The sequence below is a fragment of the Micromonospora zingiberis genome, from assembly GCF_004331455.1.
In the GTDB taxonomy this organism is placed as follows: Bacteria; Actinomycetota; Actinomycetes; order Mycobacteriales; family Micromonosporaceae; genus Micromonospora; species Micromonospora zingiberis.
The window spans coordinates 22,196-38,737 of sequence record NZ_SJJR01000017.1 but is presented as its reverse complement, the minus strand read 5'-3'; the positions used below and the strand labels follow the sequence as shown (position 1 = coordinate 38,737).

Annotated in this window: 17 protein-coding genes; 9 read left to right on the top strand and 8 right to left on the bottom strand. The window is 71.4% G+C overall.

What is annotated here, in order from left to right:
• Positions 1-28: 28 nt before the first annotated feature.
• Entirely contained in the window at positions 29-709 is a 681-nt protein-coding gene (locus E0H26_RS21715) for an ABC transporter ATP-binding protein (protein ID WP_131306774.1), read from the top strand.
• Complete coding sequence (locus E0H26_RS21710) at positions 706-1,923, top strand: ABC transporter permease (protein ID WP_131306630.1); 1,218 nt, start codon at positions 706-708, stop codon at positions 1,921-1,923. Before E0H26_RS21715 ends, E0H26_RS21710 begins: the two co-directional genes overlap by 4 nt.
• A gap of 120 nt (positions 1,924-2,043) precedes the next feature.
• Here E0H26_RS21710 and E0H26_RS21705 read toward each other — a convergent pair whose 3' ends face one another.
• Complete coding sequence (locus E0H26_RS21705) at positions 2,044-2,625, bottom strand: hypothetical protein (RefSeq protein ID WP_131306628.1); 582 nt, start codon at positions 2,623-2,625, stop codon at positions 2,044-2,046.
• A gap of 226 nt (positions 2,626-2,851) precedes the next feature.
• On the opposite strand from E0H26_RS21705, the gene argG reads away from it, so the two are divergent.
• The gene (gene argG, locus E0H26_RS21700) at positions 2,852-4,303 is read left to right on the top strand and encodes an argininosuccinate synthase (RefSeq protein ID WP_131306626.1); all 1,452 of its coding nucleotides are present in this window, start codon (positions 2,852-2,854) and stop codon (positions 4,301-4,303) included.
• 98 nt (positions 4,304-4,401) lie between these two features.
• On the opposite strand, the gene E0H26_RS21695 is transcribed toward argG, so the two are convergent.
• The 3 genes from E0H26_RS21695 to E0H26_RS21685 are packed head-to-tail and all read right to left on the bottom strand — an operon-like array spanning position 4,402 to position 6,031.
• Entirely contained in the window at positions 4,402-5,379 is a 978-nt protein-coding gene (locus tag E0H26_RS21695) for an NAD(P)-dependent alcohol dehydrogenase (protein ID WP_131306624.1), read from the bottom strand.
• On the bottom strand, positions 5,376-5,609 hold the full coding sequence (locus E0H26_RS21690) for a helix-turn-helix transcriptional regulator (RefSeq protein WP_131306622.1): 234 nt from the start codon (positions 5,607-5,609) through the stop codon (positions 5,376-5,378). The genes E0H26_RS21695 and E0H26_RS21690 overlap by 4 nt, the downstream gene beginning before the upstream one ends.
• Positions 5,603-6,031 carry a hypothetical protein gene (locus E0H26_RS21685; RefSeq protein ID WP_131306620.1) on the bottom strand — a complete coding sequence of 143 codons (429 nt, stop codon included), beginning with the start codon at positions 6,029-6,031 and terminating at the stop codon, positions 5,603-5,605. The genes E0H26_RS21690 and E0H26_RS21685 overlap by 7 nt, the downstream gene beginning before the upstream one ends.
• 322 nt (positions 6,032-6,353) lie before the next feature.
• Here E0H26_RS21685 and E0H26_RS21680 point away from each other — a divergent pair, with 322 nt between their 5' ends.
• Genes E0H26_RS21680 through E0H26_RS21670 form a run of 3 tightly spaced genes read left to right on the top strand, consistent with a single transcriptional unit; the run spans position 6,354 to position 9,501 of the window.
• The gene (locus E0H26_RS21680; RefSeq protein WP_240742304.1) at positions 6,354-7,178 is read left to right on the top strand and encodes a polyphosphate polymerase domain-containing protein; all 825 of its coding nucleotides are present in this window, start codon (positions 6,354-6,356) and stop codon (positions 7,176-7,178) included.
• 2 nt (positions 7,179-7,180) lie between these two features.
• Positions 7,181-7,858, top strand: coding sequence for a DUF4956 domain-containing protein (locus tag E0H26_RS21675; RefSeq protein ID WP_131306616.1), 678 nt, complete (start codon positions 7,181-7,183; stop codon positions 7,856-7,858).
• Entirely contained in the window at positions 7,858-9,501 is a 1,644-nt protein-coding gene (locus E0H26_RS21670) for a CotH kinase family protein (protein ID WP_131306614.1), read from the top strand. The genes E0H26_RS21675 and E0H26_RS21670 overlap by 1 nt, the downstream gene beginning before the upstream one ends.
• Before the next feature lie 30 nt (positions 9,502-9,531).
• Here the strand turns inward: E0H26_RS21670 and E0H26_RS21665 are convergent, their stop codons facing one another.
• On the bottom strand, positions 9,532-10,605 hold the full coding sequence (locus E0H26_RS21665) for a carboxypeptidase-like regulatory domain-containing protein (protein WP_131306612.1): 1,074 nt from the start codon (positions 10,603-10,605) through the stop codon (positions 9,532-9,534).
• Positions 10,606-10,690: 85 nt separating this feature from the next.
• Positions 10,691-12,169 carry a glutamate-cysteine ligase family protein gene (locus E0H26_RS21660; RefSeq protein ID WP_131306610.1) on the bottom strand — a complete coding sequence of 493 codons (1,479 nt, stop codon included), beginning with the start codon at positions 12,167-12,169 and terminating at the stop codon, positions 10,691-10,693.
• A gap of 154 nt (positions 12,170-12,323) precedes the next feature.
• On the opposite strand from E0H26_RS21660, the gene E0H26_RS21655 reads away from it, so the two are divergent.
• Positions 12,324-12,668 (top strand): DUF3817 domain-containing protein, encoded by a 345-nt coding sequence (locus E0H26_RS21655; RefSeq protein ID WP_131306608.1) that lies wholly within the window; start codon positions 12,324-12,326, stop codon positions 12,666-12,668.
• Here E0H26_RS21655 and E0H26_RS21650 read toward each other — a convergent pair.
• Complete coding sequence (locus E0H26_RS21650; RefSeq protein WP_240742303.1) at positions 12,631-13,212, bottom strand: alpha/beta fold hydrolase; 582 nt, start codon at positions 13,210-13,212, stop codon at positions 12,631-12,633. The genes E0H26_RS21655 and E0H26_RS21650 overlap by 38 nt on opposite strands.
• A gap of 74 nt (positions 13,213-13,286) precedes the next feature.
• Positions 13,287-13,826 (bottom strand): hypothetical protein, encoded by a 540-nt coding sequence (locus E0H26_RS21645; RefSeq protein ID WP_131306606.1) that lies wholly within the window; start codon positions 13,824-13,826, stop codon positions 13,287-13,289.
• A gap of 148 nt (positions 13,827-13,974) precedes the next feature.
• Here E0H26_RS21645 and E0H26_RS21640 point away from each other — a divergent pair, with 148 nt between their 5' ends.
• Both E0H26_RS21640 and E0H26_RS21635 read left to right on the top strand, forming a co-directional pair.
• Entirely contained in the window at positions 13,975-15,093 is a 1,119-nt protein-coding gene (locus tag E0H26_RS21640; protein ID WP_131306604.1) for a baeRF2 domain-containing protein, read from the top strand.
• Positions 15,086-16,318, top strand: a complete 1,233-nt coding sequence (locus E0H26_RS21635) for a thiamine pyrophosphate-binding protein (RefSeq protein WP_165521948.1) — start codon at positions 15,086-15,088, stop codon at positions 16,316-16,318. Before E0H26_RS21640 ends, E0H26_RS21635 begins: the two co-directional genes overlap by 8 nt.
• Positions 16,319-16,542: the final 224 nt, after the last annotated feature.

The following is a 16,542-nucleotide window of genomic DNA, read 5'->3' as shown; positions in this document are numbered from 1 at the left end:
ACCCGTGCTCTCGGTGCGCGCCGCGTCCATGGTCTACCCGGGTGGGGTCACCGCGTTGGCCAACGTGAGCCTGGACGTCGCCGCCGGTGAGCTGGTGGGCATCGTCGGGCCGTCCGGGTCCGGCAAGTCGACCCTGCTCAACATCATCGGCACGCTGGACCGCCCCACCTCCGGCAACGTCCAGATCGCCGGGCAGGACGTCGCCACGCTGGGGGACCGGCAGTTGTCGGCGCTGCGGGCCCGCGAGATCGGCTTCGTCTTCCAGCAGTTCCACCTCGCCGACGGGCTGAGCGCGGCCGACAACGTCGCCACCGGACTGCTCTATGCCGGGGTGCCCCGTCGGCAGCGGCGGGAACACGCGCTGCGTGCCCTGGCCCGGGTCGGCCTGGCGCACCGCACCGGGCACCGCCCACCGCAGCTCTCCGGTGGCGAGAAGCAGCGGGTCGCGATCGCCCGCGCCCTGGCCAACCGGCCGTCGCTGGTCCTGGCCGACGAACCCACCGGCGCGCTGGACAGCGCCACCGGACAGTCCGTGCTGCGGCTGCTGCGCCGGCTCAACGAGGAGGGCACCACCATCGTGCTGATCACCCACGACCGCGACATCGCGGCGTCCCTGCCCCGGCGGATCGAGATCCGTGACGGGCGGCTGGTCCGCGACGACACGTCGCCGACCGGGCGAACGGTCCCCGCCGTGGCGGCGGACCGGTGACCGGACAACCCGACCGGGCACCCGGTCCGGTCCGGCTGTCCATACCGGACCTGCTCGCGCTCGGATCGACGGGCCTGCGGACCCGCCCGTTGCGCGCGGCACTGTCGGCACTGGGCATCGCGATCGGCATCGCCACGATGATCGTGGTGACCGGCATCCCCGCGTCCAGCCAGGCCGCGTTGCTCACCGAGTTGACCGCGCTCGGCACGAACCGCCTCCAGGCGATGGCGGCACCGGACCGCGACCCGCCGACCAAGCTGCCGGAATCGGCGGTCGGAATGGTCCGGCGCATCGGCCCGGTCACGGCGGTCAGCGCCGTCGGCAACACCCACACTCTGGTACGCCGCAACGACCGCGTCGACCCCCGCGACGGCGCCGGCCTCACCGTGCTGGCCAGCCACCTGGACCTGCTGCCCACGATCAACGCACGGATCCGCGTCGGCAGTTGGCTCAATCCGGCCACCGCGAGCTTTCCCACCGTCGTGCTCGGTTCGGTCGCCGCCACCCGACTCGGCATCACCGAGCTGCCCGGCGGCCAGCCGGCGCCCCAGGTGATGATCTCCGACCGCCGGTTCACCGTGATCGGCATCCTGGCGCAGACACCGCTGTCGCCGGACATCGATCGGTCGGTGCTGGTCGGCTGGGCGGCGGCCCGCAGCGAGCTGCGGTTCGACGGTCACCCGACGGTGATCTACGTGCGGTGCGAGGAGTCGCAGTTGGAGGCGGTGCGGGGGGTGCTGGCGGCGACGATCTCACCGGAGCGGCCCGGTCAGGTGGTGGTGAGCCGACCCTCGGACGCGTTGGCCGCCAAGCGGGCCTCCGAGGGCAGCTTCTCCGTCCTCTTTCTCGCGCTGGCCGGGGTGGCCCTGCTGGTCGGTGGGATCGGGGTGGCCAACACGATGGTCGTCTCGGTCCTGGAACGGCGGGCCGAGATCGGCCTGCGGCGGGCACTCGGGGCGACCCGTGGGCAGATCCGAGGACAGTTCCTGACCGAGTCGGTGGTGCTGGCGGCGCTCGGCGGGCTGGCCGGCACGGCGTTGGGCCTGCTCACCACCGTCGGGTACGCGAACTGGCAGGGCTGGCCGCTGGTGGTACCCGCCGAGTCGGCCGTCGTCGGGGTGGGCGGGGCCGTCGTGATCGGGATGCTCGCCGGCGTCTATCCGTGCGTACGCGCGGCCCGGCTGCCCCCGACGCAGGCCCTCGCCGCCGGCTGAGGCCGTCGGGGCGATGCTCCCAGACCTCTTCCCAGCCGGGTGGGGGAGAACGGGGCAGGGCACCGACACGAACGAGCGCGGCGGCCGGGATTGCGGCAGCCGCGCTCGTTCCTACCCACGTCACTTCGACTTGGCGGCCATCTCGCGTTCGCACTCGGGCGCCAGATCCAGGCCCATGCTGATCGAGCGGGAGTCGTTCCGGTCACCGCCGAAGGCGATGGCGATGCCGTCCTCGGCGACCTCGACGTACCTGACGCCCTTGTCCTTGAGGCACTTCACCACGCCGAGCGCGAAGTCCCGGGCCTCCGGGTTGGCCGGATCCTTCTCCCACGGCGGCAGCGGAAAGAACTGCGGCTCACAGATCCGGTTGGCCGCCTCGAACCGCTCCGTCTCCTCCCGGGTGGCGATTCCCAACTGGTCGCTGCCAGCGCCGATGGCGGCCTCGTCGGTGATTCCCTGCTCCTTCATGCACTTGTTGTACGGCCCGAGCAGCGCCTGGAACTCCTCCGCAGTGGTGTCGAGCCGCTCGCGTGGACGCTGGTCCTTCGGCAGTGCCGATCCGCTGCGGTCCGGCTCGGCGGTGATCAGCGTGGGCACCTGCGGGGTGCCGCCCGCCATCTCCTTCTCGCTGTCTGCCGCACCGCATGCCGACAGCGCGACCAGCGCGATCGCACTCGCCAGAAGCGCACGATTTCTCCGCATGACGACGCCTCTCTGTCCCGGACGGCCCCGGGACGGTCCCGGGCCGCGCGGACAGCCTGTCGGGCGGACGTGAGGAAGCTGTCAGGTTGGCCGTGGTGCCGGCCGGCGCCGCGAGGAGCGGAGTGGAGTGTTAACAAGGGCACCTTCCTCTACCAGAGGCGTTAACAGGGTGCCCTTCCTTGCACTCGGCTTGCATGGGTATGCGGCGTGGTGCATACTCTTCCTTGTGTCCAAGGTTCTGACCTCCCTGCCCATCGGTGAACGTGTCGGCATCGCCTTCTCCGGCGGCCTCGACACCTCGGTCGCGGTCGCGTGGATGCGCGACAAGGGCGCCATTCCGTGCGCCTACACGGCCGACATCGGCCAGTACGACGAGCCCGACATCGCCTCCGTGCCCGGTCGCGCGCTCAACTACGGGTCGGAACTCGCCCGGCTGGTCGACTGCCGGGCCGCCCTGGTCGAGGAGGGGCTGGCGGCCCTGACCTGTGGCGCCTTCCACATCCGTTCGGGCGGCCGGGCGTACTTCAACACCACCCCGTTGGGGCGGGCGGTCACCGGGACGCTACTGGTGCGGGCCATGGTCTCCGACGACGTGCAGATCTGGGGCGACGGCTCCACCTTCAAGGGCAACGACATCGAGCGCTTCTACCGGTACGGCCTGCTGGCCAACCCGCAGCTGCGGATCTACAAGCCGTGGCTGGACGGTGACTTCGTCACCGAACTCGGCGGGCGCAAGGAGATGTCGGAGTGGCTGCTGGAGCGCGGCCTGCCGTACCGGGACAGCACCGAGAAGGCGTACTCGACCGACGCCAACATCTGGGGCGCCACGCACGAGGCGAAGACCCTGGAACACCTGGACACCGGCGTCGAGACGGTCACCCCGATCATGGGCGTCAAGTTCTGGGACCTGTCGGTGGAGATCCCCACCGAGGACGTCACCATCGGCTTCGACCAGGGCCGCCCGGTGACGATCAACGGCAAGGAGTTCGCCAGCGCGGTCGACCTGGTGCTGGAGGCCAACGCCATCGGCGGCCGGCACGGCCTGGGCATGTCCGACCAGATCGAGAACCGGATCATCGAGGCCAAGAGCCGGGGCATCTACGAGGCCCCCGGCATGGCGCTGCTGCACGCCGCGTACGAGCGGCTGGTCAACGCCATCCACAACGAGGACACCCTGGCCAACTACCACAACGAGGGTCGCCGCCTGGGCCGGCTGATGTACGAGGGCCGCTGGCTGGACCCGCAGGCGCTGATGCTGCGCGAGTCGTTGCAGCGCTGGGTCGGCACGGCGGTCACCGGCGAGGTGACGCTACGGCTGCGCCGGGGCGAGGACTACTCGATCCTGGACACCACCGGACCGGCCTTCAGCTACCACCCCGACAAGCTGTCGATGGAGCGTACCCAGGACTCGGCCTTCGGCCCGCAGGACCGCATCGGCCAGCTCACCATGCGCAACCTGGACATCGCCGACTCCCGGGCCAAGCTGGAGCAGTACGCGAACCTCGGCATGGTCGGCGGCGCCACCCCGCAGCGGATGGTCGGCGCCGCGCAGGCGGCCTCCACCGGGCTGATCGGTGCCATGCCGCAGGGCGGCGCCGAGGCCATCGCGTCCCGGGGCGTCCCTTCGGCCGAGGACGAGGCGCTCGACCGTGCCGCGATGGAGTTCGGCGTTGACTGACCGGCGCCGCCGGGACTGACTCGTCACCGGCCAGCCCTGTCGCGGCTGGCCGGGGGAGTCGCCGGTGAACGAGACCTCGCGGCGGTGGCCGGGAGGTGTCAGATGGTGACCACGATCTTGCCCGCCGGGTGCCCGGTGCGGAGGTGGCGGAGAGCGTCGGCCGTCTCGGCCAGCGGATAGCAGCGGTCGACCGGCGGGGTGAGCGCGCCTGAGGCGATGAGGTCGCGCAGTTCGTCGAGGTCCTCGGTGCGCTCCACGGCACTGACGTTGCGCAGCCGCTGGCCGATGAACAGGGACAGCAGCGGTGCGCCGAACAGCTGCCGGCCGTACCCGCCGAGCAGCCCACCCCGGGTGTACGTGCCGCCGACCAACGCCAGCGTCCCGCGCGGGGTGAGCGCGCGGCGCATCAGCGACAGCGGGCGGTCGCCGCCGGTGTCGATGACCACGTCGTACACCGGGCCGTCCCGGTCGACCTCCTCGCGGGTGTAGTCGAGCACGTCGTCGGCGCCGAGGGAGCGGACGAAGTCGGTCTTGACGGGGGCGCAGACGCCGGTCACGGTGGCGCCGTACGCCTTGGCGATCTGCACCGCCTGTGATCCGACGCCGCCGGCCGCCCCGATCACCATGACCCGCTGCCCCGGGCGCACCCGGCCGCTGTCGCGCACGGCGCGCAGCGCCGTCATCCCGGAGACCGGGACCGCGGCGGACTGGGCGAACGACAGGTTGGCCGGCTTGTGGGCCAACCGTCGCTGCGAGGTGCTCGCGAACTCGGCGTACGACCCGCGCAGGCAGGTGCCGAACACCTCGTCGCCCGGCCGGAACCGGGTCACCCGGGCACCGACCTCGGCCACCACGCCGGCCAGGTCCCGGCCGCGTACTGGCACCCGGGGACGGCGCAGCCCGCTGGCCAGGCGCACCAGGTAGGGCTGACCGACCATGAAGACCCATACGCCGGGGTCGACCGCCGCCGCGCGTACCTGCACGAGCACCTCGTCGTCGCCCACGGTCGGCCGGTCGACCTCGCGCAGCCGCAGTACGTCGGCCGGGCCGTAGCTGTCCTGAACGATGGCCCTCACGGTGCCACCTCCTCCTGGTCGGGGTACTGGAACACGTCGTCGAGCCGTACGTGGAACACGTGGGCGATCCGGAAGGCCATCTCCAGGGAGGGCGAGTAGCGGCCCTGCTCGATGGCGATCACGGTCTGCCGGGTCACACCGATCCGCTCGGCGAGATCGGCCTGGGTCATCTCGTCGTGGGCGAAACGCAGCGCCCGGATGTTGTTGGTGACGCGGGTCGGTTTCACCACTGCGGCACGCCCCTGCGGTAGACGATCACCTTCGCCAGGGAGCCGATCACGGCCGACAGGACGAAGCAGAGGTAGATGACGTTGGCGATCCAGAACCGGTCCCACTCGGCCATCGCCATGAGCATCGCCGACACCGCGCCGATGATCACGAACGCCTGGCCGACGTGGTCGCCGAGGCGCCCGATCTCCCGGTCGCGGGCGTCGGTAACCCGGGACGCCCGGGGGTTGGCCATGCCCATCACGATCTCGGCCACCATGCTCGCGACCATGGCGCCGCCCACCGTCCAGAGCAGCGCGCCGACATAGGGCACCGCGACGAGCGAGCCGCCGTCGCGCCGGCCCAGGACGACCGTCACGTAGCCGGCGTACGCGATCACGCTGACCACCAGCATGATCCAGGCGCGTCTCTCCTGATGGGTCATGACCGCTCCCGATGTAAAGAATCCTTGACAGGCTCAGGGTAAGGTGTGTTTGACACCGTGTCTAGAAACTTTTACATCGCGGGTTGTTGTCGACGGTACGGCCTGCGGCGGTTCACCGCTGGTTCATCCGGAACACAAAGCTGGTTCATAGCCCGGCCCGCTTGTATGTGCTGGTCCCTGCTCCCACAGAGATCGGCCGACTCGTATGCGCTCGTGGCTCCGTCGGGCTTCGTCCCGCGATCCAGACCTACCGTCGTCCTTCGAAGCACCGTTCACTACCGATACCGGACCGGAGGGTGGTGACGACCGGGGCGGGCCTGCGTTGCGGGCGGCCAGCCGGTTGCATGCCTTCAACCGGTACGAGATCAAGTATCTGGTGCCCACCGGCGACGTGCCGGCCCTGCGCGAGCAGTTCGCCGCCCGGATGGAGCGCGACAGCCACGGCGGCAGCACCGGGTACGGCGTGTGGAGCGTCTACTACGACACCACCGGGCTGCGCTTCTACTGGGAGAAGATCGAAGGGCTGAAGTTCCGCCGCAAGCTGCGGGTGCGGCACTACGGTGACCGGTCCACCGTCACCGACGACAGCGTCGTGCACGTTGAGATCAAGCAGCGGGTCAACCGGGTCACCCAGAAACGCCGGGTGGCCATGCCGTACCACCTGGCCCGCGAGCTGTGCGACCGGCGGCAGATGGTCGAGCACGCCCCGCAGCAGCGGGCCTTCCTCGACGAGGTGCTGGAACTGCTCTGCGGCCTGGACCTGCGTCCCGTGGCGATGACCGGCTACCAGCGGGAGGCGTTCGTCGGCCGGGAATCCGACCTCGGCCTGCGGGTCACCCTCGACCACCGGGTACGCGGCCGGGACCGCGACTTCCACCTCGGCGCGGACGCCGAGAACCGGCTCATCGTGCCGGCGAAGTTCTCCGTGCTGGAAATCAAGGCCAACGAGCGGGTGCCGTACTGGCTGACCGACCTGGCCGCCCGGACGAACCTGGCCATCGTCCGCATGTCGAAGTACTGCCAGAGCGTCGAGGCGTTCGGCCGCGCTCCCCGTTCCCTGTACCACGTCGCCGACGACGACGCCGTTGCGTCATCCGGCCCGGCTGCCGCCGGGTCGACCTCCCCCTACGCGAGAAGTGAGGCCTGACCATGCCGTTCGAGTTCCAGGATCTGTCCGGCACGTTCAGCGTCGGCGACATCGCCCTGACCCTGTCGCTGTCGTTCCTGCTCAGCGCGATGATCGGCTGGGTCTACCGGTTCACCCACCGCAATGTGTCGTACAGCCAGTCGTACGTGCAGACGCTTGTCATTCTCGGCATGCTCATCTCGCTGATCATGCTCGTCGTCGGCTCCAACATCGCCCGCGCCTTCGCCCTGGTCGGTGCCCTGTCGGTGGTGCGGTTCCGCAACGCCATCAAGGAGACCCGCGATGTCGGGTTCATCTTCCTGGTGATGGGCGTGGGCATGGCCTGCGGCACCCGGTTCTACCTGCTGGGCGTGGTGGCCGCCGTCGCGATCAGCCTGATCATCGTGTTGATGTACCGCTTCAACTGGTTCGCGTCCCACGTACAGCGTCAGGTGGTCAAGGTGCAGGTGCCGCCGAGTGGCAACTACACCGAGTACATCCAGGACGTGTTGATCCGCCTCACCAGTGAGTTCGAGTTGGTCAGCATGGAGACCGTCCGGGGCGGCGCCCTGACCGAGATCATGTACACGGTCCGGCTGAAGAAGGGCACCGAACCGGGTGAGCTGATCAACGCGTTGGCCGAGCGGACCGGCGGCCAGCGGGTGACCGTGCTGACCGGCTACGACCAGACGGACCTGTGATGCGCGGGAAATACCGGATCCCGATCCGGATCCGGCACTACTGGAGGTTCCTGGTCGGCTGCCTGGCGTTCCTGCTCGTGCTCACCGTCACGCTCAGTTCGGTACCCGTCCGCCCGTACGTGACCAGCACCAGCGACACCGGCGGTGACGTGGTGACGCACGACATCGCCGGCACCGTGGACCTGTTCGACGAGACGGTGGCGCACCGCATCGAGTTGGTCTTCCGCGACGCCGACTACGAGCGCATGCTGGACGCCTTCTACGCCGAGGGGGAGAAGGAGTACATCGAGGCCGACCTGGTCATCGACGGCACCACGATCCCCAGCGTCGGCATCCGGCTGAAGGGCAACTCCACCCTGCGCAGCCTGAGTCGCAACGGCGAAACCCCGCAGCGCTCCGGCGGCCCGGCCGGAGCGGACGGTCAGCCCCGGCCCGATGGTCAGACCCGGCCCGACGGTCAGACCCGGCCCGATGGCCAGACCCGGACCGACGGTCAGGCCGGGCGCGCCGGTCGAACCGATGGCGGTGCGTTCTCCCAGACCTCGCTGAAGGCCGAGGAGCCGGAGACGCTGCCGTGGTTGATCCGCTTCGACGAGTTCGTGGACGGCCGCCGCTATCAGGGCCACCGGGAGATCGCGGTGCGGGTGGGCGGAATGGGCGGCGGCTCGACCGTGCTCAACGAGGCGGTCACCCTGAACCTGCTGGCCGCGGCCGGCGAGGTGGCCCAGGAGTACGCGTACACCAGCTTCACCGTCAACGACCGGCCCACCACCGCGCGACTGATCGTGGAGCATCCCGACGAGCACTTCGCCGAGGACTTCGACGGTGCGGGTGTGCTCTACAAGTCGCTGGCCACCAGCCAGTTCACCGACCAGGGCGACGACCAGACTGCGTACGCCGACGACTTCAAACAGATCACCATGAAGGGCAGCCAGGACCTGCAACCGGTCATCGACCTGATCAGATGGGTGGACACCGCCAGCGACGCCGAGTTCGACGAGCAACTCGCCGACCGGATCGACGTCGAATCCTTCGCCCGGTACGCGGCCTGGCAGAACCTGCTGCTCAACTTCGACGACATGGCCGGCCCCGGCCGCAACTACTACCTCTGGTACGACCTCGCCACGAAACGGTTCACCGTCATCGGCTGGGACTACAACCTCGCCTTCAGCGGCAGCGCCACCCAGGGCCCGCACGAGCAGGGCCGGCTCGGCGGGGGTTTCCGGGCGGGCGGTGTCGCCGGCGCGCCGGCGGCTGAACCTCCCGCCGGTTTCACCCCGCCCGACCCGGATGACACCCTCCCTGACGGCAACGCCGACCCTGGCGGCAACGGTGCTCCCGGTGGCAACGGTGCTCCCGGTGGTGGCGACGGTGGGCCTGGCGGCAACGGTCACCTGCTCAAGGAACGCTTCCTGGCCAGCGCCACGTTCAAGCAGGTGTACGAGGACGCCTACCGCGACCTCTACCAGCGACTCTTTGCCGACGGTGCGGCGTTGGCCGCGGTGGACGCGACAGCCGAGATGCTGTCCACCGTGGACGGATCCGACGCCGGAACGACAAGTGCTGACGCCGAGAGCCTGCGTACGTTGATCCGGCAACGCACCGAGAGCCTGGCCAGCAACGAGGTGATCTCGCGGAGTTGAGCCGTGAGGCGTTCGCTGAGTCGCGGTGGGTCAGGGTGCGGCGGGGCCGCTCAGGTCGAAGTCGGCGGTGAGCGGTGTGGGGCCCACCCGAAGCGAACTGGCCGCGCCGATTCCGTCGGCGTTCGGATACCACCGGCTGGGTGTGTACGCGCAGTCGCAGCGCAACAGCACCCGCTGCCCGGGCAGCAGCCGCAGCGTGTAGCTGCCGGCGGCGTCGGCCACGCCCACCACGTCACCGGTGCGCGCGTGGAAGGCGACGACCTGGGAGTAGTACGGCATCTCGGCGATCGTGATGGTGCCCTGGACCAGGGTGCCGCCGACGAGTGTCTGATCGGCGGTGACGGTCGCGCCGGGGCGTACCCGCACCGTGCGAGCCAGCAGCCGGTCGGCCGTACCGCCGGACCACTGGCTGGCCAGCCCGGGACCGGTGAAGAACAACGGCCAGTGGTACGGCCCCAGACCGGCCAACGTGTAGCGGCCGTCGTCGTCGCTGATCACACCGGAGTCGCCGTCCTTGGGGTGGGGGACCGACGGCAACGCCTTCACGTACCCGCCGGAGACGGGCGTGGCGTCGGACGCCCGGGTCAGCCGGCCGGTGACCGTACCGGGCGGGTCGAGCCGGACCTGGGGTGCGGCGACGGTCCGGCCGGTCCGCACCTGGACGGTGACCGCCCGTTCCCGCTGGCCGGTACCGCCGTGCGGGCCGACCCACTGCGCGCCGTACCGGTCGCTGTCGTACGGGCGGACCAGCAGGTGGTACCGGCCGGGCAGCACGTCGGTGGCGACCACCTCGCCGCCGTTCGGGCCGGTGCAGGCGCCGTGCCGGCCGGCCTGCTCCTCGCCCAGACCCACCACCGTGAGCGGGTTGCGGTCGGCCGGCACCAGGTGCAGGCAGGCCCGTACGGCGGCACCGGTGGCGGCGGCGCGGACGACGGTACGCACCCCGCCGGTGGTGGCGGGCTGACCGGTGGGCCCGGGCACCGCCGGTTGGGTACTGGGGGCGGGTTGGCCGGTCGGGCCGGCCAGGGCGGGCAGCGGCTGGCCGAGCCCGACGACGAGCGTGAGGACGGTCAGGGCGATGGTGTGACGCGGCAGCGGTGACATCGGCGGATCCTCTCGACCCGGCGGATGGAATCGCACCCACGGTAGTTGCCGTACCCGGTTCGTCACGCAGAGTGTCGGGAGTTGGTCAGGGGATCGGCCACTCGTGCACCGGGCGGTTGGTGTGCATCAGCTCCACGTAATGCCGCACCACCTCGCGCAACGCCGTCGGGCGATCGAGTTGGTCGGCCGACTCCAGCCGGTGCAGCGTGGCCACCTGCCAGGTCGCCCCGTTACGCCCGGTCAGGCAGCGTTGCTCGATGATGCCGAGCAGGCGGTCCCGTTCGTCCGGGTCGAGCCCCCACCGGTCCAGGCCGTGCTGGGCCAACGGCAGGAGCCGGCGCAGCACCAACTCGGTGACCGGCAGGTAGCCCAGACCCGGCCAGAAGACGTGCGCCTCGATGCCGTGCCGGGCGCAGGTGTTGAAGTTCTCCTCGGCCGCGCTGAACGACATCTGCGACCACAGTGGCCGGTCGGCTTCGGCCAACGCCCGCACCAGGCCGAAGTAGAACGCGCCGTTGGCGATGGTGTCCAGCACGGTCGGCCCGGCCGGCAGGACCCGGTTCTCCACCCGCAGGTGCGGGCGACCCCGGAACACGTCGTAGACCGGCCGGTTCCAGCGGTAGACGGTGCCGTTGTGCAGCCGCAGTTCGGCGAGCGCGGGTACGCCACCGGCGGCGAGCGTCTCGGACGGGTCCTCGGGGTCGCAGACCGGCAGCAACGCCGGGAAGTACCGTACGTTCTCCTCGAACAGGTCGAACACCGACGTGATCCACCGTTCCCCGAACCACACCCGGGGCCGTACGCCCTGCGTCTTGATCTCCTCCGAGCGGGTGTCGGTGGCCTGCTGGAACAGCGGGATGCGGGTCTCGCGCCACAGTTCCCGACCGAAGAACAGCGGTGAGTTGGCGCCGAGCGCCACCTGGACCCCGGCGATGGCCTGGGCCGCGTTCCAGTAGTCGGCGAACTGGTTCGGGCCCACCTGGAGGTGGAACTGGGTGCTGGTGCAGGCCGCCTCCGGCGTGATGGTGTCGGCGGTGACCGCCAGCCGCTCCACCCCGTTGATGGCGATCCGCAGGTCCTCGCCCCGGGCCGCGAAGATCTGCTCGTTGAGCAGGGCGTACCGGGGATTGGCCGACAGTGTGGCCGCCGTCAGGTGCTCGGGCAGCACGGTCGGCAGGATGCCGATCATCACCAGGTGCGCGCCGACCGTGCGGGCCCGTTCGTCGGCGGCGTTGAGGCTGGCCCGTACGTGCTCCTCGAACTCGACCGTGCCGGTGCCGACCAGCCGCCGGGGCGTCACGTTGATCTCGATGTTGAACTGGCCGAGCTCGGTCTGGAAGCTCGGATCGGCGACCGCCCGCAGCACGTCCGCGTTGCGCATCGCCGGCATCGAGTCGCCGTCGACCAGGTTCAGCTCGATCTCCAGCCCGGTCATCGGCCGGTCGACGTCGAACCGGGACTCGCGCAGCATCTCGGCGAAGACGTCGAGGCAACGACGGACCTTGTCCCGGTAGCGAGCCCGATCCTGGCGGCTGAACGTCTGTACGCCGACTTCCTCGCCCATGGTCACCACCCTGTCACCGCTGGTACCCCAAACGTCGCATGTTGATGCACCCCGGGAAAAGTCCTCGCGTCCGGTTGTCCACCATCCGGCGCGCGGTGACCGGCGTCGCCTCTGCGGCCCTGGCGGCCCGAGCCGAACCGGCCGCGCCGCTAACATGGCCGTCGTGCGTGAAACGGTGACCCGGTTGTTCGTGGTGGCGGCGATCGCGGAGGCGATCTCCTGGGCCGGCCTGCTGGCCGGAATGGCGGTCAAGTACGGCCCGCCCGGCAACGAACTGGGGGTGCAGATCTTCGGCCCGATCCACGGCGCGCTCTTCGTCGCGTACGGGGCACTGGTGCTCGCCGTGGCCCGGCTGCACCGGTGGAGCCTGCTGGCTACCGCCGTGGCGCTGGCCTGCGCGGTGCCGCCGTTCGCCACCATCGCCTTCGAGCGTTGGGCCCGTCGGCGCGGCATGCTCTCCGTCACCCAGCCGACCCGCGAACCGGCCCCGGTCGGCTGACCCCGGCCTGACCCGGCTGCTCCGGCCCGTCGGCCAGGAACGCCCGCAGGGCGCCGGCCAACTGCTCCGGGGCCTCCTCGGCCATGTGGTGACCCGACTCGATCGGTGCGGCCCGCACGTCGTCGGCCCAGTCCCGCCAGTACGCCTCCTGGCCCATCTGCTCGGGCGAACCGCCGTACCAGGCGTCCGGATCCGCGTTGATCACCCGCTCGGCGGGCTTGCCGAGTTGGCCGAGGAAGAACCAGTGCCACCAGCGGGCGGCGAACCGGGCGTCGCAGCGGGCCAGGGCCTCGCCGATCGGGATCCCGTCGAGCACCCCGAGCCGACTGACCCGCTGCGGATGGTCCAGGGCGGTACGCATCGCCACGTACGCCCCCCGGTCGTGGCCGATCACGGCGGCCCGGTCGTGGCCGAGCGCGGTCAGCAGCCCCACCACGTCGGCGGCCATCGCCCGCTTCGAGTAGGTCGCGTGGTCCGCCGTGCCCGTGCAGCAGCACCACCGGTGGCCCGGAGCCGCCGTGGCGTACCCGCAGCCGAACCGCACCGAGATCGACGTACTCCAGGGTGAAACCGGGGAACATGCGGCCTGCGGTGCCCGGACCCGGCCGGTCGGAAACCTCAGGTCAGTGCCGTGCAGGCGGCCAGGCCGGCGAGCAGCAGCACGCCCAGCACCGCCTGCAACAGCAGCGGCGGCCCGAGATGCGACCACATGGTGGCGGTACGCGGGCGCAGCAACTGCCCGGTGGTGAGGTTGACGATCCGGTCGATCTTCGGCGCCAGGTCGGGGTCGCCCTGGTCGCGCAGGGTCAGCTGGACCAGGTCGGCCGGGTGCAGGGCGCTCTGCGGCAGGTGCCCGTGCAGCTCGACCTCGTACAGCCGGCCGTTGTCGTCGCGTAGCCGGATCGGGGTGACCAGGTACTCCGGGCCCTTCTTCAGCTCCTTGAACTTGCGTCGGCCGGTGCCGGAGCCGGCCGAGAGCGCGGCGCGAACCACCTTGGCGAGCAGGCCGATCACCCCGGCGGCGGCGAGCACCAGCACCAGTACCGGCTGCCCCACCCGTACCTCGCGGGGGTAGCCGTCCATCAGGCGGACGACCCGGGCGGTGAGGACGCGGCCGGTGGGGTGGAGGCTGCGCCGGGAATACGATGTCGTGTCCATGTCCACCACCCAGAGTCCGCGTCTGTGCACAGATCGTATCGATCCTTCGGGTTGAACGACGTGAATGAAATCCGGTCATGCGGTGGCGGGCAGGTGACAAGTCGGATGACGCGGGTAAGCGGTGGGTCGAGCTGGAAAGGGGTCGAGCATGCAGCTGTCCTTCCTGCGTCCGCTCTACGAACGTCCCGGTCCGTGGTGCTCGGTCTACCTGGACGCCTCGCTGGACACCGAGGACGCGCACGCGGCGCTCGATCTGCGGTGGCGCGGCCTGCAACGGCAGCTGGCCGAGCAGGGGGCCGACGAGCCGACGGTCGCCGCCATCGACCGGGTGATCCGGGGACACGACCCGATGCCCGGCGACTACGGGCTGGCGGTCTTCGGCGCCCGGGGTCGGGTGGTGCTCTCCGAGTACCTGTCCGCACCGCCGCGCCGCGACCTGGCCGCGTACGCTCCGCTGCCGCACGTGATGCCGCTGCTGGCCCAACGCGGTGAGCAGGTGGCCTGGGTGCGGGTGGTGGCCGACCGGACCGGTGCCGACGCGATGTCGGTCAGCGCCGGTGGCGTACCGCGCCGGGCCCACGTCGTCGGTCGGGAGAGCTACCAGTTGCGTCGGGTCAAGCCGGGCGGCTGGTCGCAGTCGCGTTACCAGCGGGCGGCGATGGAGGCGTGGCACCACAACGCCGGTGACGTCACCGCCGCCACCGTCGAGTTGGCCGAACGGGTGGGCGCCGAGGTGGTCGTGGTGGCCGGCGACGTCCGCGCCACCGGCATGATCGCCGCCCAGATGCCGGAGCGCTGGCAGGACATGGTGGTCCGTACCGACGCCGGCTCGCGGGCCGGCGGCGCCGACCAGACCCTGCTCGACGATCTCACCGTGCAGACCATCGCCGAGGTCGCCGACCAGCGGATCACGGCCGCCCTGGACCGCTTCGGCATGCAGGAGGACGTCGGCGCTGGGCTCGACGCCGTGGTGGCCGCGTTGCAGCGCAACCAGGTCGACACGATGCTGATCGTGGACGACCCGTCCGCCGACGGCGAACTGTGGATCGGCCCTGCCGCCACCGACATCGCCACCGACCCGGGCCAGCTGGCGAGCGTCGGTGACCCGGCCCGGGTACGCGCCGACGCGGCGCTGGTCCGCGCCCTGGTCGGCACCGACGCCGAGTTGACCGTGCTCGGCCCCGACGAGGCGCCGGAACTGACGGACGGGGTCGGCGCGGTGCTGCGCTACGTCGATCCGTCCACCCCGGGACGGGGCGGTGCCTGACCCGGGTCTGGCGGAGGCGCTCGTCGCGCGGCTGGCGGCCTGGCGGGTACCACGGGTCTTCGGCATCGCGGGTGCGCCGCTGGCCGAGGCGCTGCACGCGGTCGCTGACCCGGAGTTCGTGCCGGTACGGCACGCAGAGGCGGCAGCCGCCATGGCACTCGCCCACGCCCGCCTCACCGGTGGCCTCGGCGTCTGCCTGGCACCGGCAGGATCGGCCGCGTTCGGGCTGCTCGGTGGGCTCGCCGCCGCCCGCCGGGCCGCCCTGCCCCTGCTGGCGATCGTCAGTGATCAACCATCGGTGGACGCCGACCGCGTCTTCGCCGGGATGTGCCGGCGGGTGTGGCACCTCAGTGGTGTACGGCGCAGCGCCGACCTGCTGGACGAGGCGGTCCGCAGCGCGCTGGCCGGTCCCGGCCCGGTCTGCCTGGTGCTGCCCGACCCCGACCCCGACCCCGAGCCCGCCGGCCAACCGGCCGACTCCCAGCCGCGCCCCGCCGGTCAGGCCGCCGACTCCCAGCCGCGCTCCGCCGGTCAGGCCGCCGACTCCCAGCCGCGCCCCGCCGGTCAGGCCGCCGACTTCCGGCTGCTCGCCAACGGGCTGCCCGCTGGCCTGGCGGCCGACGCCCGGCTGCCCTCCGCCGAGTTGCCCGCCGGTCGGGGAGTCGACCTGCGGTCGGTCTTCGACGAGCTGTCGGTGCGACTGCCTGCGCGGGCCGCCGTGACGCTCGACGGGGAGCCCGGCCTGACCCGGTACGCCCATCACCTGCCGGCGGGGACGGCCGTGCTGACCTGCGACGCCCACGAGGCGGCCGGTGCCGCGCTGCCGTCCGCGGTGGCCGCCAAGCTGGCCGCCCCGCAGCAGCCGGTGCTCGCCCTGCTCGGCGACGACGGGATGCGCCCGCACGGCCTGTCCGAACTGGTCACCATCGCCCGTCGTTGGCCGGCCTGGGCCGACCCCCGGCTGGTGGTGCTGGTCCTCAACACCCGTGCCGGCTACCCGGGCCGGCCGGTCGCCGACGACGTCCCGTACGCGGGCTGGGCGCGGCTGCTGGGCCTGCACGGCGTACGCGTCGACCGGCCCGAGCTGGTCGGCGCGGCCTGGGACGAGGCGCTGGGCGCCGACCGCCCCTGCGTACTGGACCTGCTCGTCGACCCGCGCGCCCTGCACCCCCACCCCTCCCCTCCGCCCATCCCCACCCCCCTCCACTCCCACACCCCCGCCTGACCCCCACGCGCGGCAACGCCCCGCTCCGACCGCCGACCCCCCTCACGCCCCACCCCACCCCACCCCACCCCACCCCACCCTGCTCGGCGATCTTGCACTTTCAGTCTCCCTTATGTGGCTTTCATGCCGTTATGACCCGACACGAAGTGCATGATCGGCGGGCGCTGGGGCGGGCGGGGGCGGCGCGGGGCGGCGCGGGGGCGGCGCGGGGGCGGCGCGGGGGT